The following is a 22,783-nucleotide window of genomic DNA, read 5'->3' on the forward strand; positions in this document are numbered from 1 at the left end:
TGCATTTACGAGAAAATGCCGAGCGGATTTCACAATCTCTTTACATTTCAGTATATGTTACTGACAGGCGCGAAAGCTCGATGCTCACGCCTGGGCGGATGCTTGAATGCCGGGGCCGTTCAAGAATCATTGCTGGATCGACCTGCCAGTTTGCCGGCGTATCAGTCAAGTGTTCGGGGCGATGCGGCATAGATGGCCGCGAGCCCGCTGCGAATGGAACATTGCTGCTCGACACCGTAACGAACAGTACGGAGAGTTCGATCATGAATATCCCCACGCAGGATCACCGCAATGTGGTGGCGGGAGTCGTATCAGCTTTTGAGTGGCTCACCAATGCATGGCGCGCCCGCCCCGGCGAGCAGGACCCCGTGCCGGCGACGCTGGCCGGCGGGATCAACACGACAATACCTCTGCATGACAAAGCGCCGTGTGATGCGCCCGGCATGTTCCTGCGTATGCGCGGCGCGTCCGGGCAGGATCCGGCGCATCGGGAACAGTCTGGCGCGCGGGCACACAGGCGCTCCAAGGCAGCGCGTGTCGACCGGATGGGGCGATTGACAGCCGCACTGGCCGGATATGTTCCGTGGTCGGGCCGCCACCCCGAAGACGAACCCCGCCATTCCTTGGCAGAGGGCTTGCAGCCATTGCTGGACATGGTGCCCGGCGCGGTGATCGCCGTCGACGACGCTCACCGGGTCGTGCTGGTCAATGAGCCGGCGGCGACGCTGTTCGGCTATACAGCGGAGGAACTGGGCGGCATGTCCTTCGTGCAGCTGTTTCCCCGCATGGCCGACGACGACGCGAAAGCCGGCTCCGGACCCTCGTCGCCCGGCGCACCGGGTGACGGCCTGGCAGGCGCCGATGAGTTGCGCACGGCCATTGCCAGATGCAAGGACGGCTGCGAACGCACAGTCAGCGTCAAGTGCACACAATACGGAGCCGCTGGCGCCGCCCCGTGGATCGTGCTGATCGTCGATCCGTGCGGGCAGGAGGAAGCGCGCCGGGACGAGCAGCAGAGGGCGCATCTTGCGCGCGCATCCGAGCTGGGCGAGATGGCGGCCGCGCTTGCTCATGAGATCAACCAGCCGCTCACTGCGATCCTGAGCAACGCCCAGGCGGCGCAGCGATTCCTGGAGTTGACCCCGAGCGACATCTCCGATTTGCGCGAGGCGTTGGCGGACATCGTGGCCGATAGCTTCCGCGCCACCGAAATCGTGCGCAAGCTACGGCAGTTCGTCAGGCGGGTTCCCCCCGACACGCTGCCGCTCGATATGGGCAACCTCGCGCGCGAGGTGATGCACCTGATGCGTCGCGATGCGGTGTCGCGGGGCGTACGCATGACGCTGGATAGCGCCGCACAGGTGCCACTGGTGCGCTGTGACAAGATCCAGTTGCAGCAGGTCATGATCAATCTGCTGCTGAACGCATTCGACGCGGTGGAGGGATGCTGTGCGGAGGATCGCGTGGTGTCCGTGACAGTCAGCACCGCGCCGCAAGGCGAGGGGGTCCGCATCGCGGTGAGCGATCGCGGCCTGGGTCTGAATGCGGATCAGGTCGGCGAGGTATTCAAGCCTTTCTCGTCATCGAAGCCGCATGGACTAGGGCTCGGCCTTTCGATCAGCTGCTCGATCGTCTCGATGCACGGCGGACGCCTGTGGGCCGAGAACAATGGCGACCGCGGCGCCACGTTCCACATCCTGCTTCCATCGGCGAGCGGGGCTGAAGGCTGCGACCCGCGTCAATCATCGTGAACGGACTTGCTTGCGTGGTGTTCGTCGTCGATGACGACGAACACGTCCGCACCGCCCTCGCGCGACTGATTCGCTCAGCCGGGTATCGCGTGGAAACCTTCGACAGCGCGGAGGCGTTTATCGAACGTGCCGATCTGGAGAGTTGCCCGGCCTGTCTGTTGCTCGACCTGCAACTGCCGGATCTGAGCGGACTGGCGCTGCAACGTCGGCTGCATGAGTGGCTGCCGATCATTTTCATTTCCGGGCACGGCGACCTGAGTTCCGCCGTCGACGCAATGAAGGCGGGGGCGACAGACTTTCTGCCGAAGCCGGTCAGTGACAGCGTGCTGCTCGACGTGCTCGAACGGGCGCTCGGACGGGCACGGCGGATGTTCGAGTCGCGCGCGGAACGGGCGGACATCCAGAGCCGGCTGGATCATCTGACGCCGCGCGAGCGCGAGGTGATGACGCTCGTGGTGGCGGGCTACCTGAACAAACAGGTGGCGAGCGAGCTGGGCGCGGCGGAGAAGACGATCAAGATTCATCGCGCACGCGTGATGGAAAAGATGAAAGCCGGTTCGCTTGCCGAGCTGGTTCGTCTTGCCGAAAAAGCCGGCGCTGCGCCGACCACAGACGCAAGCCGCTAGCGCGCCGCGAGCGCGTGTCATCCGAAGCTGACACGGTGCCCGCGTGCCGGTGCGGATCAGCCCTGGTGCGCGTCATTTCCTTCGCGCTGCCCCTCGTCGTACCCGGAGACCTATCGCGCACACGCGCGCCCACACGCGCCCACACGCGCCCCGACGTCGTCGGCGATCCCACGCAATCCATCGACGGCGGTGGACCAAAGTCCTATTCCCGTTTGCACGCGAGTCCATTAGGCTTGGTCTGCAGGATTGACCTTACGACATCGCCTAAAAGGTCCGAAAGCGCCATATGGGTAAGCTCAAACCAACCGCTGCCGTCGTAGACGATGAAGAATCGGTCGGAAGGGCGATCAAGCGCCTGTTGCGGTCGGTTGGCATAGAGGCGGAGGTCTTCACCAGCGGCGATGCGTTTCTGGACACGCTGTCGTCCGTCCCCTCGTACCGGCCGGACTGCGTGATTCTCGACATCCAGATGCCCGGCACCAATGGCCTGGAGGTGCAGCGCCAGCTGGCCGGCCGCGGCATGCCCGTCATCATCATCACGGCTTACGACGATCCGGGCGTACGTGAGCAGGTGCTGGCCGCGGGCGCCGTCGGTTACCTGCGCAAACCCTTCAACGGTTCCGTGCTGATCCGCACCGTTCAGACCGCGATGGGCCTTCCGCCGACACCCTGACGCCGTTGTTGCCGCGCGCTTGCGAAGCGCTGCGCCGAGTGTAACGGCCGTAACGATCATATGAGACCAAAGTCCGATTGTCCTGGCTGCACCGGGTGACCACACTGGAATTCATGCAGCCGTCAGCCGCGCTGGCGCCATCCGGAGAACACGGATATGAAGAACCCGGACGCACTGAGTTGGATCACGCGATGAATACTGCCTCCGTTACCCGCGCACTGCCCATTCGAGGCCCGCGTTCCTCGCGTTGGCGGACCCTGCCATCAAGCCTTCTCGCGTTGCCGCTGCTCACCGCACTGCTTGCGCTGCTCACGCTGGTCGCCGGATGCGGCAAGAAGGAAGCGCTGCCGCAAGCCAGTGCGCCTGAAGTCACGGTGATGACGGTCACGCCGCGCGATACACCGGTCGAGTTCGAATTCACCGCGCAGACCGAGAGCTCGCGCGAAGTGCAGATCCGCGCCCGGGTGGACGGCTTTCTCGACCGCCGCACGTATGTCGAGGGCTCGCTGGTGAAGACGGGCCAGACCATGTTTCTGATGGACCCCAAACCATTCGAGGCCGCGCTGCAGACGGCGAAAGGGCAATTGGCCCAGCAGCAGGCGAGGTACCAGGTGGCGAAAGCCAATCTCGCCCGTGTGCAACCACTGGTCGCGCAGAACGCGTTGAGCAAGAAGGATCTCGACGATGCGGTCGGCAACGAGGCGCAGGCCGCCGCTGCTGTGATCGCCGCCAGGGGCGAAGTGGACACGGCCCAGTTGAATCTCAGCTATACGACCATCAAATCGCCGCTGACCGGCCTGTCGAGCTTCGCGCGGCAACAGGACGGCAGCTATGTGACGGCGACCCAGTCGGGTTTGCTGACCACCGTGTATCAGCTCAATCCGATGTGGGTGAACTTCAGCATCTCCGAGAATGAAATGCTGAAGTACCGCGACCAGATTGCCGCAGGACATCTGCGCTTCCCCGCGAATAACGATTTCTCGGTGTCGCTCGTTCTCGCCGACGGTTCGACTTATTCGGAACACGGCACCATCGACTTCGCCAATCCCGCTTTCAGTACCGAAACGGGGACCTTTCTGGTGCGGGCCGTATTCGACAATCCCAAAGCGGCGCTGCGTCCCGGGCAGTTCGTGCGGGCCCGCGTGGGCGGAGCGATCCGGCCAAACGCGATCCTCGTGCCGCAGCGCGCGGTCCTGCAAGGCTCGAAAAGCCACTTTCTGTGGGTGGTGGACAACGAGTCGAAGGGCCATCAACGGGTGGTTGAAGTCGGCGAATGGCAAGGCGATGACTGGTTCATTACCGACGGATTGAAGCCCGGCGAGCGCGTCGTGGTTGACGGGGCGATCCGCGTGAGCGCCGGTGTGCCGCTGAAGATCGTCCAGCGGCTGCCGGGCGAGGGCGGCGGCGCGCAACCGGCAGGCGCTCAGGCGGGCGCATCCGCAACAGCCTCTGCTGCGCCTGTGTCCGGCGCCAGCGCGTCCGAGTGAAGGACGGCAACGATGAGCATCTCTCACTACTGCATCGACCGGCCGATCTTCGCGTCCGTGATCTCGATCGTCATCACCCTGGGCGGTGCGTTGACGATGTTCGCGCTGCCCGTCGCGCAGTATCCGGACATCACGCCGCCGCAGATCACGATCTCGGCCACTTATCCGGGCGCGAGCGCGGACGTCGTCGCGAACAACGTGGCCGCGCCGATCGAGCAGCAGGTGAACGGCGCGGACAACATGATCTACATGAACTCATCGAGTTCATCGACGGGCAATCTGACGATCAACGCGTTCTTCGAAATCGGCACCAATCCGCAACTCGCGCAGGTCGACGTGCAGAACCGCGTGAACCTGGCGCTGCCGCAATTGCCGCAGTCGGTTCAGTCGCAAGGCGTGCAGGTGCAGAAGAAGTCGTCGGCGTTCATGATGGTGATCGCGATCTACTCGCCGGACCAGCGCTTCACCAGCACTTACATCGCCAACTACGCGAATATCTACGTGCTCGATGCGCTCAAGCGGATTCCGGGCGCTAACCAGTCGAGCATCTTCGGTACACCTGACTACGCGATGCGGGTCTGGCTCAAGCCCGACCGCATGGCGCAACTCGGTATCACGGCGACCGACGTGCAGAATGCGGTCGCGAACCAGAACCAGCAGTTCGCGGTCGGCCGCATCGGGCAGTCGCCAACCGGCGATCCCGTCGAACAGTCGTTCGCGGTCACGACCACCGGGCGGCTCGCCGAGCCGGCGGAGTTCGACAACATCATCCTGCGAGCGGCCAGCGAAGGCTCGGCGATCGTGCGGCTCAAGGACGTCGGCCACGCCGAACTGGGCCAGAAAGACTACTCGATCCGCAGCCGCTTTCAGGGCAAGCCCGCGACGATCATCGCGGTCTACCAGCAACCGGGCGCCAACGCGCTCGACGTGTCGAAGCAGGTGAAGGCCACGCTCGCCGAGCTCAGCAAGTCGTTTCCTGAGGGGATCAAATACCAGATTGCGATGGATACCACCGAGTTTACGCGGGCGTCCATCTCCGACGTGATCCGCACGTTCTTCGAAGCGCTGGTGCTGGTGGTGATCGTGGTGTACGTGTTCCTGCAAAGCTTGCGGGCGACCTTGATCCCGGTGCTGGCGGTGCCGATTTCGATTGTCGGTACCTGCATGGGCATGGCGCTGCTGGGCTTCTCGATCAACATGCTGACGCTGTTCGGGATGGTGCTCGCGATCGGCATCGTGGTTGACGATGCGATCGTGGTGATCGAGAACGTCGAACGCAACATGACCGTCCACAAGCTCAATCCGAAGGAGGCGGCCAAAGCGGCGATGGACGAGGTGGCGGGGCCGGTGATCGCGATCGTGCTGGTGCTGTGCGCGGTGTTCGTGCCGGTGGCGTTCGTGAGCGGGATTACCGGCCAGTTGTACAAGCAGTTCGCGATCACGATCGCGATCTCGGTGGTGATCTCGGGTCTCGTGGCCTTGACCTTGTCGCCGGCGCTGGCCTCGCTGCTGCTCAAGAGCTCGCACAAGGAGAAGAAAGGCTTTTTCCGCTGGTTTGAGAATTCGTTCACGCGGATGACGGTGGGCTATTCACGCTCGATCCAGGTGATCATCAAGCGCTTCGTGCTGGCTCTGCTGCTCTTTGGCGGCATGATCGCGCTGACCGTGGTAATGGTGAAGTCGATTCCCAGTGCTTTTCTGCCGCCTGAGGACCAGGGCTACCTGCTGGGTGCGATCCAGATGCCGGATGCCGCGAGTCTCGATCGCACGGGGGCCGTGTCCGACCAGGTTACCGAATACTTCATGAAACAGGACGCCGTCGGCAGCATCACGACGGTCGACGGGTACAGCCTGCTCGACGTGCAGAACAAGAATAACGCCAGTACCTTCTTTGTCGGTCTGAAGAGTTTCGACGAGCGCTACACGCGGGCCAACCGAGCGACGCAGAATGCGCGAACCGTGCTGATCGACGCGTACCGGACCTTGTCGAAGATCACCGCCGGGATCGTGACGCCGGTCAATCCGCCATCCATTCCTGGCCTTGGCACGACGGGCGGCACCGAGGTGTGGATCCAGAGCAAGGGCGACGCGACGATCGGCCAGCTCGCCGGGGTCGTGCAGCAGTTCATCGAGCGGGCGAGGAAGCGGCCCGAACTCTCACGCGTCACGACGACCTTCAACGCTTCGTCGCAGCAGCTGCTGGTCGAGGTCGACCGGGAGCGGGCGCAGACGCTCGGCGTGCCGATCGAAGATGTCTACAGCTCGATGCAGACGATGTTCGGCTCCCTCTACGTGTCGCAGTTCAACCGCGCGAGCCGGCTGTGGCAGGTGATCCTGCAGGCCGATCCGGTATACCGCCTCAAGCCTCAGGATCTGGACCGGATCTTCGTGCGCAGCAAGACTGGCTCGATGGTCCCGCTCAGAACGGTCGCGACCTACCGGTATGTCACCGGCCCCGATCTGATCACGCGTTTCAACAACTTTCCGGCCGTCCTCGTGACAGCGAATGCCGCACCCGGTTTCAGTTCGGGCCAGGTGATCAGCACACTGGAAGAGCTTGCCACGCAGATGCCGCCCGGCTACGACGTCGCGTGGAGCGGTGAGGCGTACGAAGCGCGTAAATCCGGCGGAACCTCGGGCGCGGTGTTCGTATTCGGGCTCATCATGGTGTTCCTGATCCTCGCCGCCCAGTACGAAAAGTGGTCGTTGCCGCTCGGCGTGTTGATGGCGGTGCCGTTCGCGCTGTTCGGCGCGTTGCTCGCGATCATGATGCGCGGTCTCGAGAACGACATCTACTTCCAGATCGGCCTGACGATGCTGGTCGCGCTCGCCGCGAAGAACGCGATTCTGATCTTCGAGTTCGCCGTCCTCAACCGCGAAGGAGGCGCGTCGGTGCTGGATGCGACCGTGCGCGCGTCCGAAGAGCGGCTGCGCCCGATCGTGATGACATCGCTCGCCTTCATCCTCGGTTGCGTGCCGCTGGCGATTGCAGTTGGCGCATCGGCCAACAGCCGGCATTCGATCGGCACCGGCGTGATCGGCGGGATGCTCGGCGCAACCGTCATCGCGGTGTTCTTCATCCCGATGTTCTATTTCCTGCTCGAGACGCTGTCGTCGCGCAAGAGCGGGCCGAAGGAGAAGCCGGGGCCGGGTGCCGACAGCCCCGGAGGCGCGGCGCCGCCGGCGGGCGGCCCGGGCGCGCCGAAGGCCACGCCGTCAGCGCAGCATGAGGGCGACTGAGATGCGTGCAACAGCATTCGCGCGCCTGCTCACACCGCTCCTGCTGCTGACGCTGAATGGCTGTCTGCTCGGACCGGACTACGTGCGGCCCAAGGTGGACGTGCCGGCCACCTTCCGCTTCAGCATGGAAGAGACCGCCGACACCGCCAACACCGCCTGGTGGGAACAGTTCGAGGACCCCGTCCTCAACGACCTGATCACCGCCGCGCTCGCGGATAACCTCGACGTCAAGATTGCCGCCGCACGCGTCGAAGAGTTTCGCGGCCAGTTCGTGACGACCCGTTCCGGGTTGTTTCCGCAGGTGGGGGCGAACTTCGGGGCGTCGCGTCAGCGCGCGTCGCAGGACGGGTCGGTGCCGCTGCCGGCCGGGGTCAACCCGGTCTTTAACGAGTTCGACGCGAGCGTGTCGGCGTCGTGGGAAATCGACCTGTTCGGCAAGATCAGGCGCGAAACCGAGGCGGCGCGGGCGAACCTGCTGGCGAGCGAGGAGGGCCGCCGCGGCACGATCCTCACGCTGGTGGCCTCGGTCGCTTCGTCCTACATCAATCTGCGCAGCCTCGACCGGCAGCTGGACATCGCGAAGGCCACCGCCGAGAGCCGGGCCGATTCGGTCAAGGTGTTCACGCTGCGCTTCCAGGGCGGCGAAGTCTCGCAGATGGAACTGGCGCAGAGCCAGTCCGAATATCAGGCCGCATTGGCCACCATTCCGCAGCTCGAAGCGCAGATCGCCGTGCAGGAAGATGCGATCGCGGTGCTGCTCGGACGCAATCCCGAGCCGATCCTGCGCGGCCGGGAGCTGGACGCGCTGGCGCCGCCGGCGATTCCCGCCGGCTTGCCGTCCGATCTGATCGCACGCCGTCCGGACCTGCTGGAGGCCGAGCAGAACCTGGTGGCGCAAAACGCGCTGATCGGCGCGGCGCGTGCGCTGTACTTCCCGTCGATCTCGCTGACGGGGTTGTTCGGCTCGCTCAGCACGGACTTTTCGAACCTGTTCACCGGCCCGGCGCGCGTGTGGTCGTTTGCCGGTGCGGTCTCGGTGCCGATCTTCACCGCCGGCAACATCGAAGGCCAGGTCCGTCAGGCGGAAGCGCGTCAACAGGAAGCGCTGCTGGCCTATCGCAAGGCGATCCAGGTGGCGTTCCAGGAAGTCGCGGACGCGCTCATCACGGCGCAGAAATCACGCGAGCAACTGAACGTGCAGGCCGACCAGGTGACCGCGCTGTCCACCTACGCGCACCTCGCGCGGCTGCGCTACGAAGGCGGCTACACGAGCTACATCGAGGTGCTCGACGCCGAGCGGAGTCTGTTCAACGCGCAGTTGGTCTATGCACAGACGCAAGGCACGGAGCTGAGCTCGTTCGTCAGCCTGTACAAGGCGATGGGCGGCGGCTGGGTCGTCAAGGCGGAGCAGATGACGCAGCCGCAAGCGCAGCCGCCGCAGCCGCCCGCTCCCGCCCAGCCGGTGGCGGCCTTGCCGGCCTCGGAGGCTCAGCGATGACGCGCGCCGCTCTGCTTGCCTGCCATGAATGCGATCTGCTGCAGACCGAAGCGGAGGTTCCCGAAGGCGGCGTGCTGCGCTGCCGGCGCTGTCATGGGGAGCTGTACCGCAATCGCGCCAATTCGCTCGACCGGGCGTTTGCGCTGTCGCTGGGGGCGGCCGTGCTGCTGGTGATCGCGAATTCGTATCCGATTGTCGGGCTGTCGGTGAACGGCACGCTGGTCGAGACGACCCTGATCGGCGCGGTACGCGTGCTGTACCTGGACGGGATGTGGCCGCTCGCGGCGCTCGTGTTCTTCACCACGATCCTCACCCCTTTCGCGCAGGTCGCGTCGATGCTGTGGATGCTGGTGCCGTTGCGGGTCAATCGCGTGCCCTGGGGGGCTGCGTCCGTGTTCCGGCTGGCGCGCCTCGCGCAGCCGTGGGGCATGACCGAGGTGCTGATCATTGGCCTGCTGGTCGCGCTCGTCAAGCTTGCCCACATCGCCAGCGTCGTGACAGGTGTCGGACTGTGGTCGTTCGGCGCACTGATGCTGGTGCTCGCCGCCGCGGCTGCGGCGTTCGATTCACGCGCGCTGTGGGCGCGCATCAGCACGTTGCAGCATGCCGCTGGCGAGCCGCACGACGAGCGTGCCGGGCTGCATGGCTGGCTGAGCGCGGCGCAGTGCGGGCTGGTTCAATGTCATGACTGCGGCTTGCTGGCGAAGGCGCCCGCTCACGCGCATGAGCTGAACTGTCCGCGCTGCGGCGCCTCGGTGCATGCCCGCAAGCCGGATAGCCTGTCGCGCACGTGGGCGTTTCTATTCGCCGCGATGGTGCTATACATCCCGGCCAACGTCTTGCCGGTGATGTACACCAGTTCGCTGTTCGGCGCCGAGAAGGACACGATCATGAGCGGCGTCGTCTATCTGTGGACGTCCGGTTCGTGGCTGCTCGCGCTGGTGGTGTTCATCGCGAGCATCGCGGTGCCGATGCTGAAGATCATCGCCATCGTCTTCCTGTCAATCTCGACCCAGCTTCACTCGCGCTGGAGCCCCGAGCAGCGCACGCGCATCTACCGGATCGTCGAACTGGTCGGGCGCTGGTCGATGCTCGATATCTACGTCATTACGATGCTGGTGGCGCTCGTCCAGTTCAAGGCACTGGCCACCATCCAGGCGGGCCCGGCCGCCATCGCGTTCGGCGCGGTGGTCGTGCTGACCATGTTCGCCGCCATGTCGTTCGACCCGCGCCTGATCTGGGACGCGGCGCAGCAAGATCATGCCAGAGACCGGAAAAACACCTGACCTGCCGGAACTCCCGGAAGCCGTAGCCGCGCCGCGCGCGCGCTGGCGGCTCCAGGTGGTATGGCTGGTGCCGATCATCGCCGTGCTGATCGGCGGCTGGCTCGCTGTCAAGGCGGTGCTCGAGCAGGGGCCGAAGATCACCATCACGTTCAACACCGGGGAAGGGCTGGAAGCAGGCAAGACGAAGATCAAGTTCAAGGACGTCGACATCGGGGTCATCAAGGAGGTGAGCCTTTCGAGGGATCACAAGCACGTGATTGCCACCGCGGAGGTCGTCAAGGATGCGTCGGATCTGCTGGTCGATGACACGCGCTTCTGGGTCGTGCGTCCGCGCATTTCCGGCGGCACGGTGTCGGGCCTCGGGACGCTGCTGTCCGGTTCGTTCGTCGGCATGGACGCGGGCGCGTCGCCGAAAACACGCCAGGCATTCACCGGTCTCGAGACGCCCCCCGTGATTGCGAGCGACGTGCCTGGCCGGGAGTTCGTGCTCAAAAGCCAGGACATGGGCTCGCTGGCTGCCGGCACGCCGGTGTTTTACCGCCGGCTGCAGGTGGGACAGATCACGTCGTTCAGTCTCGATCCGGATGGCAGGAGCGTGACCTTGCGTGCGTTCATCAATGCGCCGTACGACAGGTTCGTCAGACCCGATACGCGCTTCTGGCATGCGAGCGGGGTCGACCTGGCGCTCGATACCAACGGCGTGCGGGTCAACACGCAATCGCTCGTATCGATTCTGGTCGGCGGCGTCGCCTTCGACACGCCGGACCAGTCGGTCGGCCAGCCGCCCGCCGCGGCCCAGACGTCATTCGCGCTGTTCGCGAGCTTCGGTGACGCGATGAAGCGCCATGACCGCATCGTCACCCGGTTCGTCGCGGAATTCAAGGATTCGGTACGCGGCTTGACGGCCGGCGCGCCGCTCGATTTTCGCGGCATCACGGTTGGCGAGGTGACCGGCATCTATACCCGGTTCAACCGCGAGACCCGCAAGCTGAGTATCGTCGTTGAAGTCGCATACTATCCCGAACGCTTTACGAACCGGTATGAGGGCGGCCCGACCGGCAGCCCGGCCGTTGAGAACGAGAACCAGCGCGAATTTGCGGATTATCTGGTTGCAAGGGGCATGCGCCTGCAATTGAGGACCGGCAACCTGCTGACCGGTCAGCTTTATCTTGCGGTCGACTTCTTCCCGGATGCGCCGAAAGCGAAAATCGACTGGAGCAAGGATCCAGCCGAATTTCCGACCGTTCCCGGCACACTGCAATCCCTGCAGGATTCCATGACGCGCCTGATGACGAAACTCAATACGATTCCGTTCGAAGCGATCGGCAAGAATACGCAACTGACATTGCAGAGCGCCAATGCGTTGCTCGGCCATCTCGACACGGATGTCGTGCCGCAAGCGAAGGACACCCTGAGCGCCGCACATGGGGTGATGAATTCCGCCAACAGCGCGTTGCAGCCGGATACGGCGTTGCAGCAGAACGTCTCCGATGCGATGAGCCAACTGGCGCAGACAGCCGCCGCCGTGCGCACGCTGGCAGACTACCTCGAACGACATCCCGAGGCACTCGTGCGCGGCAAGCCGGAGAACAAGCCGTGACACGCATTCCTTTGGCCATCCTGATCGTTCTGATCGTGCTGTCAGGTGCGTTGCTGGGCGCCTGCGGCAGTTCGCCGACGGCGACCTTCTACACGCTGAATCCCGATGCCGCACTCGCGCCGCTGGTGCCGGCGAAACCGGTCCCTGTCGTGGTCGCTCCGGTGACGATTCCCGACGTGGTCGATCGGCCCCAGATCGTGACCCGGGTGGGCAACAACCAGGTGGCGCTCGACGAATTCGCCCGCTGGGGTGAGCCGCTCAAGGGCGACATCGCGCGGGCGATTGCCGGCAATCTGGCGAGGTTGCTGGGATCGGACCACGTATCGGTATTCGATACGGGCGTGGATGCGGCGCATACCTGGCGTGTCCGCGTGGACGTGATGCGTTTCGACGCGGTGCCCGGTGAGGCGGTGACGGTCGAAGCGCAATGGGCGGTGGTGCCCCCGGGCAAGGCGGCGCCCGTCGCCGGGAAGTCGCTGGTGCGCCAGTCGATGGACGGGCACGGCTACGACGCATTGGTGTTGGCCGGCGATCGGGCGCTTGGTGCCGTGAGCAGCGAGATAGCCGCTGCCATGCAGGCAGGCTCGCCTCAATAGCGGAGTGCCGCGACGACATGCGTCGCGTCGCGCTCAGAAGGCGTGGCGCATTCCGATCATCACAGCGGTGGTGGCAAGACCCGGGGCAACGGGTTGGCCATACACGATGGTCTGGTTCATCGTGCCGTTGTTGTTGACGTGGCCGACTTGCAAGTACGCCATGGTGCGTTTCGACAGATTGTATTCCGTACCGATCGCGAACTCGGTCGAGTGATTCCCCGAGTGGTTCGTGTCTTTCAGGTAATAGAGACCCGACGTCACTTTCCACACGGGCGTGATGACATAACCGAGCCCGAACGAGTACATGTCGAAATCGACGTCGTTGGCGCGCGCCGGGTTTTTCCCCTTGCCGTACGAAGCGGACACGATGAAACCATTGATCGTGTACTTCGCGCCGAAATAGTAGAACCGGTTGTTGTTCAAGCCCGTCAATGGCATTCCCGGGGCCGGGTTGGTGTCGTGCCCGTTGTAGTACACGGCAGCCAGATTGAGACCGTAGTTCGAGTACTTCAACACCGCCGATTCGCGCGTGCCGCCCTGAAACTGTCCCGCAACGCCGCCCGGCGCGTATTCGAGCGCGAGCGACACGCCCGCGAAGTTCGGCGTCTGATAGACCAGCGCATTGCTGTCGTACAGCGCACCGATCGGCGCGTTGGTGTTGGTCCCCGGCCAGCCGGCAGCCTGATTGATGCCGAGCCACGCGGTCAGAATACTGCCGAAGTATTGCGCGTTGCGAACGTCGGTGTCGGCCATCGCATAGATCATCGGCACGATCTGGCGGCCCGCGTTGAACGTGCCGATCGGCCCGGCTACGCCTACCGTCGCGAACTGGTTGAATGCCGCGGTGACGCCGGTCGTATCGCTGAGTCCCGACTTGCCGGTGCTGCTGTCGAACGAACCCTGAAGCTTGAAGTTGATGGAATAGCCGGCGCCGATATCCTCGCTGCCCTTGATGCCCCACAGGCTCGCATAGATACCGCCGTCCTTCAGGCGATACACCTTGCCGAGATTCGGCGCATGCGGTGCAAACGACGCGGCCGCCGTGCTCTGATAGAGCAGCCCCGAATCGACGACGCCATACAGCGTCACTGACGACTGCGCGTGTGCCACGCTGATACATCCTGAAAGCGCAGCTGCGCCAACCCATTTTGCTTTCACTGTGTCTCCGTCCTTCCGAATCTGCGAGGCCACGCCAACGGGGCCCGGTTACTACCTGTACGTCACTCGAACCTTTGGCGCAACAACTTCTTGTCGATCTTCCCGACACTCGTCTTCGGTATGTCGGAGACGAAAATCACGCGCTCGACTTCCGGCACCGCATAGCGGCTGATCCGTTTCGAGTCGGCGTGTCCGAGCAGATGCGCGCGCACCTGTTGCGCTTCGAGCACGGCTTGCGGGCGCAAGACGATGAGCGCCTGCGGACGTTCGCCCCAGCGCTCGTCTCTCACGCCGATCACCGCGCTTTCCTCGACGCCCTGCATCGCGTTGATGAGCGCCTCGATCTCGATCGACGATACCCATTCACCGCCCGTCTTGATCACGTCCTTCATGCGATCGACGATCTGCACACAACCGTTTGGCAGCATCACGGCAACGTCCTGCGTATGCAGATAGCCGCCCGCCCAGAGCGCTTCGGACGCTTCCGGACGGTTGTGATAACCCTGCGTCAGATACGGCGAGCGCAGCACGATCTCGCCTTGCGCCTGGCCGTCGCGCCGCACGTCGTTCATCTCGTCATCGACCACCCGCAATTCGACCATCGGCACCGGCCGGCCCGTCATGCAGCGCTTGCGCACGGATTCGTCGATGCCGGCCTGCTCCGCATCGGGCGCGAACTGCGAGAGCGCCGCGATGGGGCCGGTCTCCGACATGCCGTATCCGGCGAACACGTCGATGCCTCTTTCGAGCGCGGCGCGGCAGAGCGTCGGCGACAGCGCCGAGCCGCCGATGATCATCGTCCATCCCGACAGGTCGTGCTGCTCGCGTGCCGACGCATCGAGCAGCATCTGCAGCACGGTCGGCACGCAATGCGAGAACGTGACCCGTTCCGTTTGCTTCAGGCGCAGCAGCAGGTCGGGCAGGTAGCGCCCGGGCAGCACGATCTTCAGGCCGAGCATCACCGCGATATACGGCATGCCCCACGCGAGCACATGAAACATCGGGGTGATCGGCATGTAGACGTCGTCGCGATGCAGGCGCTGGCCGGTGCGCGGCGAACACAGCGTCGTCGCGGTGGCGAGCGCGTGCAGCACGATCTGGCGATGACTGTAGTACACGCCCTTCGGGTCGCCCGTCGTGCCGGTGGTGTAGAAGATGGCCGCACGGGTGTTCTCGTCGAAATCTTCGAACGCGAAGTCCGCGGATGCCGTCGCCAGCAGTTGTTCGTACTCGCCGGTAATCGGCAACGATGCAGCAGGTCGAGTGTCGTCGTCGCTTGCGACGATCACTTCGCGCACGGTCTTCAATTCCGGCCAGATCGCTTCGACGATCGGCAGAAAATCGCTGTTGACGATCAGCACCTCGGCGCCGGCGTCGTTCAACGTGTAGGCGATCTGCTGCGCCGAAATGCGCACGTTCACGGTGAAGATCGTCGCGCCCATCATCGGGATCGCGAAGTAGCTTTCCAGATACCGATGCGTATCCCAGTCCATGACCGCGACGGTCGAGCCCGCGCGCACGCCGCGCGATGCGAGTGCATTGGCCAGCAGGCCGACGCGTCGGCGAAAGCCGGTAAAGGTGTAGCGCTGTTCGCCGCGATACGTGATCTCCTGGTCGGCGCACACGCTCAGCGAGTTGACGAGCAACTGCTTCACGAGAAGCGGATACGCGTAGGCGGAGGCGGTGGTGGCAATCAGGTGATCGGACGTCTCGGTTTCTCGCACGGAGGGCTCCCGTTGGTGGAGTCGGCGCCACCCGGATGAGCAGCATCATGAAAGCGAGATTACAAAACCCAATCGATGGCGGCCCCCCCAGGTCGGAGGGGGCGGGTCCAGGAGCATAAAGACGCCGCTCATGCGTTGCCGGCTGCGTGTTTGGCGGCAAAACGCTTCGCAGACCGGGCAGAGGCCGCTACTGCGCGGCTTCCAGCAGGCCCAGAACCAGCGCGCGGCGCACGGCGTGCTTGCGGGAACTGGCATCGAGCTTGTCAAAGAGATTCTTCAGATGCCATTTGACGGTCTCTTCACCCACCGACATCGCCAGCGCAATCTCCTTGTTGGAAAGATTGCGCGCAAGGAGTTCGAGGATTTCCCGCTCCTTCGGCGTCAGCACGACGCTTGGCACCGCGCGCGGCGCGCCGCTTGCCGGGCGCGCCGGGATCGGCACGACGCGCGGCGCGGGCATCGCATGAATCGGCTGGCCGGCATCGGCGGCTTCTTCGCCGACCCGCCTCATCCAGTCCGCGCTGCCGGGATGCGCGTCGGCGAGCGTGCGCGTCAGGCCGTAGGCATGGGCCAGATTCATCGCTTCGAGCAGCAGCGGACGGCCTTGCGCGCCGGTTTGCTCCAATGCGAAAGCCTGTAGCACCATGATCTCGATGCGGTAGCGGCCCAGTTTCATCGCGTTCGCCTGTTCGAGCGCGACAGCGAGGGCATCCAGCGATTCCGGCCAGCGCCGCGCGGCAACCGACGCATACGCGTGCGACAAGGCCTGCAGCATCGCCACCGGCCGCAGCCACAAGGGCCCATGACGGGCGGCCTCGTGCGCGACGATTTCGTCGATGCGCTGGACCAGCGCCTCGCATGTCTGCGTACGATAGCGTCCGGCGTGCAAGCGGACCTGCTCCGCGAGACTCACGATGCACAGACGCGGCAGCCGGCGGCCGACGCCCATCGCGTGCAACGCCTCCAGCAGATCGAGCGCGCGATGCTCGACGCCTTGCACCGCGGCGATCTGCGCGGCGGTGCGGTAGGCGAGCGTCACCATCTCGGGCGTGCCGCCGCGCTCCAGCACGTCGAGCCGGTTCGCGAGCAAGGCCGCCGCCTGTTCCACGCGGTCGGTTTCGTAGCACACCGCCGCGCACATCGCGGCAAACATGCAGGTGAGCGGATGACGCCGCCCAAGGTCCGCTTCGGCGCTCGCGAGCGCGGGCATCAGCACGGCTTCGGCGAGACTCGGCTGGCCTTCGAGCAGATAGCTCAGGCCGATCGTGTGATCGCCCCAGCGCTTCACATAGCCGAGCCCCGTGGCGCTTTCACGGCGCGGCGCGAGTTGCTGGTAACGCCTCGCCTGCGCGGGTTCACCCTGCAGGATCGCCAGTGCCGAGCGGCGGTTCGCGTGGATCTGCGCGAGCCATGACGTGGCGGATGGCACGGTGTCCAGCCACGGCTCGAGGAGCGTCACGAAGCGGTCGGTGTTATCGGCGTAGTAAGCGGCCGCGCTGAGGATCATCGCGCATTCGTAGCGCAGTTCAGTGCCCGCGGCCGGGTCCGCCAGCACGTGTTCGACCTGGCGTTCGGCCTCCGGGTGCCGCTCGCCGAGCGCCAGCACCCACGCGGCGGCAAGACGCAGCCGTGGCCGGCGCTCCAGTTCCGCCTCGGGCAACAGTTCGAGCCAGTCGAGCACGGCCGCCAGGTTGCCCTCTTTCACGGCGTCATGCAGGCATCGTTCCGCCAGATCGTAGGCAGCCTGATGTTGTCCCGCGGCATGCGCGTGGCGCGCCGCTTCGCCTAGCATGCCTTGCGCGGCGAGCCACGCGGAGGCGCGTGAATGCAGCGCCGCGCGTTCGGCTTCGGGCAGGTCCGCGAGACGGCCTCGCAGCACGTCGCGCACCAGCACGTGAAGCCGGCACCACGCGCTGTCTTCGCTGGCGATGAAAACCGGCGTGTCGCGCACGAGGCGCGCGAGCCGTTCGAGGGCTTCGTCATCGCCCGTCAATGCGACGCATAGTTGCGGATGCAGCCGGTCCACCACGCTGATGCGCGTGAGGAACGCGTTGTCCTCGGCGGACAGCTTCGCAATCAGCGCGCCCACGAGGTGATGGCGCAAGCCACCGCGGTCGGCCGACAGCGCTTGCGCCGCCTCGCGCGGATCGTCGGCTCGCGCCATCGCCGCCAGCGCGAGCTGGAAGCCGAGCGGCCAGCCGTCGGATAGCTCGAAGAGTTGCGCGGACACATCGGCGTCGACGCGCGCGCCGAAGCGCTCGCTGATCAGCGCAATCGCCTCGTCCAGCCGAAAGCGCAGCAGCTCGGGGCCGATCAGTTCGCCCGCACCGTAGGCGAGCAGATCGCCCGCCGCGTCGTCGAGGCCGCGCCGTGCCGACACCGCCACGCGCAGGTTCTGCGGCGCGTTGTGCAGAAGATAGGACAACGCCGCCGAGCCGCCAGCGGGCAGGCGATCGGCTTCGTCGACGATCAGCACCACGTTGATCGAGAGCTGCGCGACTTCCGCGAGCCACGCGGTGATGCCTTCCAGTTCGCGGGACGATGCCGCCGCACCGCTGAGCACGAGCCGCCCGAAGGTGGGCCGCGCACAGCCCGCGCGCACCGCGTGCACAAGGCCGAGCAGCAGGCGCCGCGCGTCGTCGCGCTCATCGACGGACAGCCACGCGACGGCCACGCCGCGCGCCAGATGTTCACGCCGCCATTGCGTCAGCAACGAGGTCTTGCCGTAGCCTGCGGGCGCCTGAACCAGCGCGACCTGCAGATTGCGCAGCCGCGCCTCATCGGCGCTCAGACGCGCGCGTACCAGCAGATGCTGCGTCGCGCGCGGCGCGATCGTCTTCAGGATCAGTTCGGTGGCTGCGCCGTCGGCGCCGTGGATTGTCGAAGCCATGTGGGCAATATCGGACGGGATTGCGGTACAGCTTACGCGAGCGCCGCCGCTGCGGCAAAGCGGGGAAGTACGGTTGCGGCGCACTTCGCGTGTCGAGCCCCCTCTTGATGAGTGGGGCCGCGGCAGCCCACCCTCGCTACGATACCGTCCAATAGACGTTGCAAACGAGGCCACATCATGAATTCCACGCCGATGACGGCGGCCGTCAGCGCGATGTACGCAGGCTGACGGGCACGCCATGTATCGTCATTTTCTCGTGCCGGTGGGCGCCACCGATGCCGCCATCACGGCCATGGGTCACGCGCTCGAATTCGCCAGATCGATTGGCGCGCGTGTCACGTTTTTCCATGCGTGCGTCGCATCAGAGCGCGATGGTGATGAAGCCTGGGCCGAAAACCGTGCGGCGGAGTGGTTCGCCAAAGCCGAGGCGGCTGCGCGTGCGCAAGGTGTGCCGTGCGCGACGACATCGCGCACGGAAGCGAACCCGGGCGACGTCACGTTCCAGACATTCGCCGACGCGGCCCGCGAGCACGGCTGCGACCTCATCTGCGCATCGCAAGACGCGCCGTGGCTGGGCCGCCACCCCGACGTCGATTGCCTGGATGCCGGCAGCCCGGATGCCGGCAGCCCGGACGCCGGCCAACTGTTCGCCGTGAGTGGAATCCCTGTGCTGACGTGCACCGTGCAGCCGCACCGGACGACCGACCTCGCGATCGGCGCGCTGCTCGCCGTGAATCGCGCGCTCAGCGCTGAACTGCGCGTGATGCTGGACCATGTCCACGCGGCGGTCTCGCGCGGCGCGCCGTGCGACGCGCTTGCCGTGCGTTCGAATGCTGTCGCGTTACGCAAAGTGCTGGCGTTGCGCCAGCCGCCGGACGAGGGCGCCAGCCTGTTCGCGAGGCTGCGCGATCGCACGTCCACGCTCGATGCGGAACTCGCCGAACTCGAACGCCAGCATCAGCACGAAATCCGTCTGATCGACGAACTGATCGGCAACGCCGCTGCGCTTGCGGAGGGCGGACTTTCGCCAGCGCGCTTCGAAGAGCAGTTGCGCGCTTGTGCCCAGTTCATCTGGGAACACCTGGGACGCGAGGAGGGCGTGATCCTGCCCGCAGCGCGCCGCTATCTGAGCGATGCGGACTGGCAGGCCATCGGCGTGACGCCCGGTATCGCCGCGCGAGCGACGAGCGCTGAGCCTGACACTGGCAAGCCGGGCAGCGCGCGTCCATGACAGGATAAAGCGCCTCACGCCGAAAGCACCGTCTCCGGATGCCGAAAATCCTGTCGTGCACACGCCTCGGAAAACGGACGAGAAGCTGCTGTTCGTCAACGCGTTCACGAGCGAAGACCAACGTTAAAAGCTCACAGCGAACCCGAACGACACGCCATGCACGTTGCGCCCGAAAACATATCGCGCGAGCAGACGTGTGCGAGTAATGACAATTGGATATTTGCTGCTATCGAGTTCAAGACCCACGCCCAATGACGTGAGATCGTTAAATCCCAATACGCCCGCGCTGTCGCCGAAATAGTGCGAGTAGGCGGCTTCGAGCACATAGCGAATCGGCCGGTCGAGCGCGTGCCAACCCGTTGGCGCGCGCCAGCGTGTCCATAGGCTGACCTGCTGCGCCATGGCTGAACCCTGCACCCCTGCGGAAGTACCGCCGAAGCTTCGCAGATAGATATCGGTCGCGCGCAATTCCGCATCGATCTCGTAGTTTTCGCGGTAGTGCTCGTAATCGAGCATCAGCGAGCCGCCATAGCCGTAAGCGTCCAGCGATCCGTTGTCGAGAAACTGGAGATTGCTGTCGGTGACGTGATTGATCACCGACTGCCCGACCTTCAGATCGCTCGCGACACGTCCAATGGTGCCGTTCAGGATCGGACGAAACACCAGTTCATCCGTGATGCGGAAGTCCCAACCGATACCGGCCGTGGAACTGAAGGTATTCCATCGCGTCGGCAGCGGACGCTGTTGGGCGCCATCGGTGGCGATGAACGTCGGGTCGTAACGGCTGTACGCGAGCGTGCCCTCCAGATACAACGGAAAGGACTTGCTGAGCGTGAAGCCGCCGCCGAGTTGCGTTTGTCCGAAGCCCGGGTTGCCCGTGGTCCCGCTGTTGATCGACAGCGAACTGGTGGTCACATCGGGGACGGTCGTATACGTCATGACGGCCAGCACGGCGTCGGCATGCTGCTTTACATTGCCGCCGATCACCGTGCGGCTCGACAACACGTCCGGTATTCCCTGCGCGTGCGACTGGACGGACAGCAAGGCCAGAACCACGCCAGCCCATAGCGCGGATGACGCGCAAGTCGACCTTGGCGAACGAATACGAGTGCTCTTCATCCCGTGTCGAGATCTGCCCGGTAGATCGCAAGCTGCCTTGACGGTCCAAACGCGCATGGCGCACTCCCTTCAGTTACGGCATTGGATTTCACTCGTTGATGCACCGGGCATGCGCAGGAATCCGATGTGCAGCGCGAGGTCTGGGGGAATCTTCGGCGGCACGCGATTTTAGCTCTCGGGTGAAGGACTCTGGGCGTCAGTTGCGGGCTCTGAAAAGAATAGCAGGCCAAGTTCCAGACCATGGCCGACGGCAAGCGCCCAGTCCTCGAACTTTAACCGTGCGGATGGCGCAGCCCGTGGTGGCGGAACGGGTGGCGCAGGCGCGGCGGAGGCGGCCGGCGCTAGTTCGTCATACGAAGGGAAGCGATTCTGGCTGAATCAATATGCGATATGACCATTCCCGGCCCACCGCATGAGCGCCATTGATGCGCGTCACGGCTGGAGACTGCGTTTCCGTCCGGGAGTTGAGAGCGGCAACGCTGCCTGGTTCAAGAATGCTCGACGAGTTGTATAGGCAAATCCACTCGTGCTTGTCTGCATCCGCCATGTCGGTTTCGAGCATCCAGTGCACGTCGCATTGACGACAGCGATATTTGCACACCTCGATCGGGCGACGGCCCAGCGGACGCAATCTCGTCGCACAGTCCGATTTCAGCAGTTGTGGATGGGGCGCAGGAGTGGCGCTCAGCAGCATTCTTTCGCACGCGTCGCATAGCATGGGAGTCAGGCTCGCAGAAGAATGACGGGACAAATATAGCACTGCGAATGGCAAAGTTGCGCGGCGCATTTGATGACATGGCGTCCTTGAGCCAACTTTCAAAGTGCAAGCATCGGATCGACGGCCACACCCGAAACGGCATCAGCATGCCGAAGTGGACGCGAACAAATGGCGATGGCCGCAGGTCGCGATGAATCTGTCCGACGATGGCGGCGCAGTTCATTGGGCTCGGGCCATTGAAGCCGCGATTGCGCTGGCAAGCCGCCGCGCATTGCGCGTGCGCGATCGAGCCGCCGGGGCAGCGGAGCGCGGCGCACGAGCCGTGCTAATCTTGCTGCCTTCGTGGAAGCAACGCGGCAACCCAGACACCCTGATGGAAGCCTTCGATCCAAGCGGCGTCGAGCCAGCGGTCTTCGTGGTCGGCGAGCGCCGTGAGACGCTGGACCAACCGTGGCAAGCCTGTCATCGCGCGCGGCTGATGTACGTGAGCGACGGCGTGCTGACCGTGCGCACCGAAACCGGCCACTGGGTCGTGCCGCCCGGGCATGCGGTCTGGATCGTGCCGAACGTGCTGCATTGCCTGTGCGCCACGCGACGCGTGCAACTGTATTCGCTGTATGCCGCCACGGAGGCCGCGCCGCTGCCCGCGCAAAGCGGCGCGGTCGTGCCGGACGCGCTCGTGCAAGCGTTGCTGATCGCCGCGGCCAATCTGCCGCTCGACCAACCGTTCGACGAACCCGCCAGCCGTCTCGTGCAAGTGCTGCTGGATCGCCTGCCGGCCTTGCCGGCCGCGCCGCTGGGCCTGAACTGGCCGGTCGACCCGCGCATCCGGCGGATCGCCGCAGCGCTGAGCGCCAACCCGGCGCAGCCCGCGTTGCTCGAAGACCTCGCCGCGGCCGCCGGTGTCAGGGCTCGCACGGCGGCGCGTCTGTTCGTCAAGGAAACCGGGCAGACCTTCGGTCAGTGGCGCCAGCAGTTGCGCCTGCTGGTTGCGCTCGAACATCTGGGCGCGGGCGAGAGTGTCACGCAAGTGGCGCTTGAAGTCGGCTACCACGACGTGTCGTCGTTTATCGCGGTGTTCCGCGACGCGTTCGGCGACACGCCCGCGCGCTATTTCCGCTGACGCGGCGCGGCCGACGCCGCGTCGTGATGCGCGAGGATCAGCGAACGTGGGTGCGCGCGAAGG

General features: G+C 64.9%; 17 protein-coding genes. 11 read left to right on the top strand and 6 right to left on the bottom strand.

Going from position 1 to position 22,783, the window contains the following annotated elements:
- Window positions 1–40: 40 nt before the first annotated feature.
- Window positions 41–265: a hypothetical protein gene (locus tag HV744_RS26570; protein ID WP_175152346.1), complete on the bottom strand. Its 225-nt coding sequence runs from the start codon at window positions 263–265 to the stop codon at window positions 41–43.
- Between HV744_RS26570 and HV744_RS26575 the strand changes: the two genes are divergently transcribed.
- The 9 genes from HV744_RS26575 (at window position 264) to HV744_RS26615 (ending at window position 12,757) form a co-directional block, all read left to right on the top strand.
- The gene (locus HV744_RS26575) at window positions 264–1,751 is read left to right on the top strand and encodes a PAS domain-containing sensor histidine kinase (protein ID WP_246279207.1); all 1,488 of its coding nucleotides are present in this window, start codon (window positions 264–266) and stop codon (window positions 1,749–1,751) included. The genes HV744_RS26570 and HV744_RS26575 overlap by 2 nt on opposite strands.
- Window positions 1,748–2,377, top strand: coding sequence for a response regulator transcription factor (locus HV744_RS26580; protein ID WP_175152347.1), 630 nt, complete (start codon window positions 1,748–1,750; stop codon window positions 2,375–2,377). The genes HV744_RS26575 and HV744_RS26580 overlap by 4 nt, the downstream gene beginning before the upstream one ends.
- Window positions 2,378–2,663: 286 nt before the next feature.
- Window positions 2,664–3,050 carry a response regulator transcription factor gene (locus tag HV744_RS26585; protein WP_175152348.1) on the top strand — a complete coding sequence of 129 codons (387 nt, stop codon included), beginning with the start codon at window positions 2,664–2,666 and terminating at the stop codon, window positions 3,048–3,050.
- A gap of 191 nt (window positions 3,051–3,241) precedes the next feature.
- A complete protein-coding gene (locus HV744_RS26590; protein WP_425497843.1) occupies window positions 3,242–4,537 on the top strand; it encodes an efflux RND transporter periplasmic adaptor subunit in 1,296 nt (431 codons plus the stop codon).
- Window positions 4,538–4,549: 12 nt separating this feature from the next.
- Window positions 4,550–7,777: an efflux RND transporter permease subunit gene (locus HV744_RS26595; protein ID WP_175152349.1), complete on the top strand. Its 3,228-nt coding sequence runs from the start codon at window positions 4,550–4,552 to the stop codon at window positions 7,775–7,777.
- A 1-nt stretch (window position 7,778) separates the two neighbouring features.
- Window positions 7,779–9,275: an efflux transporter outer membrane subunit gene (locus HV744_RS26600; RefSeq protein WP_175152350.1), complete on the top strand. Its 1,497-nt coding sequence runs from the start codon at window positions 7,779–7,781 to the stop codon at window positions 9,273–9,275.
- A complete protein-coding gene (locus HV744_RS26605) occupies window positions 9,272–10,561 on the top strand; it encodes a paraquat-inducible protein A (protein ID WP_175152351.1) in 1,290 nt (429 codons plus the stop codon). Before HV744_RS26600 ends, HV744_RS26605 begins: the two co-directional genes overlap by 4 nt.
- Window positions 10,536–12,161 (top strand): PqiB family protein, encoded by a 1,626-nt coding sequence (locus tag HV744_RS26610; protein ID WP_175152352.1) that lies wholly within the window; start codon window positions 10,536–10,538, stop codon window positions 12,159–12,161. The genes HV744_RS26605 and HV744_RS26610 overlap by 26 nt, the downstream gene beginning before the upstream one ends.
- Window positions 12,158–12,757 (top strand): PqiC family protein, encoded by a 600-nt coding sequence (locus tag HV744_RS26615; protein WP_246279208.1) that lies wholly within the window; start codon window positions 12,158–12,160, stop codon window positions 12,755–12,757. Before HV744_RS26610 ends, HV744_RS26615 begins: the two co-directional genes overlap by 4 nt.
- Before the next feature lie 33 nt (window positions 12,758–12,790).
- Here HV744_RS26615 and HV744_RS26620 read toward each other — a convergent pair whose 3' ends face one another.
- The 3 genes from HV744_RS26620 to HV744_RS26630 all read right to left on the bottom strand — a co-directional run bounded on the left by HV744_RS26620 (window position 12,791) and on the right by HV744_RS26630 (window position 18,529).
- Window positions 12,791–13,915 (bottom strand): porin, encoded by a 1,125-nt coding sequence (locus tag HV744_RS26620; protein WP_175152353.1) that lies wholly within the window; start codon window positions 13,913–13,915, stop codon window positions 12,791–12,793.
- A 62-nt stretch (window positions 13,916–13,977) separates the two neighbouring features.
- Window positions 13,978–15,639 (bottom strand): fatty acid--CoA ligase, encoded by a 1,662-nt coding sequence (locus HV744_RS26625; protein WP_175152354.1) that lies wholly within the window; start codon window positions 15,637–15,639, stop codon window positions 13,978–13,980.
- Window positions 15,640–15,826: 187 nt separating this feature from the next.
- Window positions 15,827–18,529 (bottom strand): winged helix-turn-helix domain-containing protein, encoded by a 2,703-nt coding sequence (locus HV744_RS26630; RefSeq protein ID WP_175152355.1) that lies wholly within the window; start codon window positions 18,527–18,529, stop codon window positions 15,827–15,829.
- Between the two features lie 238 nt (window positions 18,530–18,767).
- On the opposite strand from HV744_RS26630, the gene HV744_RS26635 reads away from it, so the two are divergent.
- On the top strand, window positions 18,768–19,760 hold the full coding sequence (locus HV744_RS26635; protein ID WP_175152356.1) for a universal stress protein: 993 nt from the start codon (window positions 18,768–18,770) through the stop codon (window positions 19,758–19,760).
- A gap of 123 nt (window positions 19,761–19,883) precedes the next feature.
- Here HV744_RS26635 and HV744_RS26640 read toward each other — a convergent pair whose 3' ends face one another.
- Together HV744_RS26640 and HV744_RS26645 are read right to left on the bottom strand one after the other, a co-directional pair.
- The gene (locus tag HV744_RS26640; protein ID WP_425497846.1) at window positions 19,884–20,810 is read right to left on the bottom strand and encodes a hypothetical protein; all 927 of its coding nucleotides are present in this window, start codon (window positions 20,808–20,810) and stop codon (window positions 19,884–19,886) included.
- Between the two features lie 418 nt (window positions 20,811–21,228).
- Window positions 21,229–21,573: a hypothetical protein gene (locus HV744_RS26645; RefSeq protein WP_175152358.1), complete on the bottom strand. Its 345-nt coding sequence runs from the start codon at window positions 21,571–21,573 to the stop codon at window positions 21,229–21,231.
- 394 nt (window positions 21,574–21,967) lie between these two features.
- Between HV744_RS26645 and HV744_RS26650 the strand changes: the two genes are divergently transcribed.
- A complete protein-coding gene (locus tag HV744_RS26650) occupies window positions 21,968–22,720 on the top strand; it encodes an AraC family transcriptional regulator (protein WP_175152371.1) in 753 nt (250 codons plus the stop codon).
- The last annotated feature ends 63 nt before the right edge of the window (window positions 22,721–22,783 follow it).

This window comes from Paraburkholderia ultramafica (assembly GCF_902859915.1).
GTDB classification, from domain to species: Bacteria; Pseudomonadota; Gammaproteobacteria; order Burkholderiales; family Burkholderiaceae; genus Paraburkholderia; species Paraburkholderia ultramafica.

Excerpts from the sequence above, each read along its gene's own strand:
- HV744_RS26575 (WP_246279207.1), top strand. The coding sequence starts at position 264 with ATGAATATCCCCACGCAGGATCACCGCAATGTGGTGGCGGGAGTCGTA.
- HV744_RS26570 (WP_175152346.1), bottom strand. The coding sequence starts at position 265 with ATGATCGAACTCTCCGTACTGTTCGTTACGGTGTCGAGCAGCAATGTT.
- HV744_RS26585 (WP_175152348.1), top strand. The coding sequence starts at position 2,664 with ATGGGTAAGCTCAAACCAACCGCTGCCGTCGTAGACGATGAAGAATCG.
- HV744_RS26590 (WP_425497843.1), top strand. The coding sequence starts at position 3,242 with ATGAATACTGCCTCCGTTACCCGCGCACTGCCCATTCGAGGCCCGCGT.
- HV744_RS26595 (WP_175152349.1), top strand. The coding sequence starts at position 4,550 with ATGAGCATCTCTCACTACTGCATCGACCGGCCGATCTTCGCGTCCGTG.
- HV744_RS26600 (WP_175152350.1), top strand. The coding sequence starts at position 7,779 with ATGCGTGCAACAGCATTCGCGCGCCTGCTCACACCGCTCCTGCTGCTG.
- HV744_RS26605 (WP_175152351.1), top strand. The coding sequence starts at position 9,272 with ATGACGCGCGCCGCTCTGCTTGCCTGCCATGAATGCGATCTGCTGCAG.
- HV744_RS26610 (WP_175152352.1), top strand. The coding sequence starts at position 10,536 with ATGCCAGAGACCGGAAAAACACCTGACCTGCCGGAACTCCCGGAAGCC.
- HV744_RS26630 (WP_175152355.1), bottom strand. The coding sequence starts at position 18,529 with ATGGCTTCGACAATCCACGGCGCCGACGGCGCAGCCACCGAACTGATC.
- HV744_RS26635 (WP_175152356.1), top strand. The coding sequence starts at position 18,768 with ATGTATCGTCATTTTCTCGTGCCGGTGGGCGCCACCGATGCCGCCATC.
- HV744_RS26645 (WP_175152358.1), bottom strand. The coding sequence starts at position 21,573 with ATGCTGCTGAGCGCCACTCCTGCGCCCCATCCACAACTGCTGAAATCG.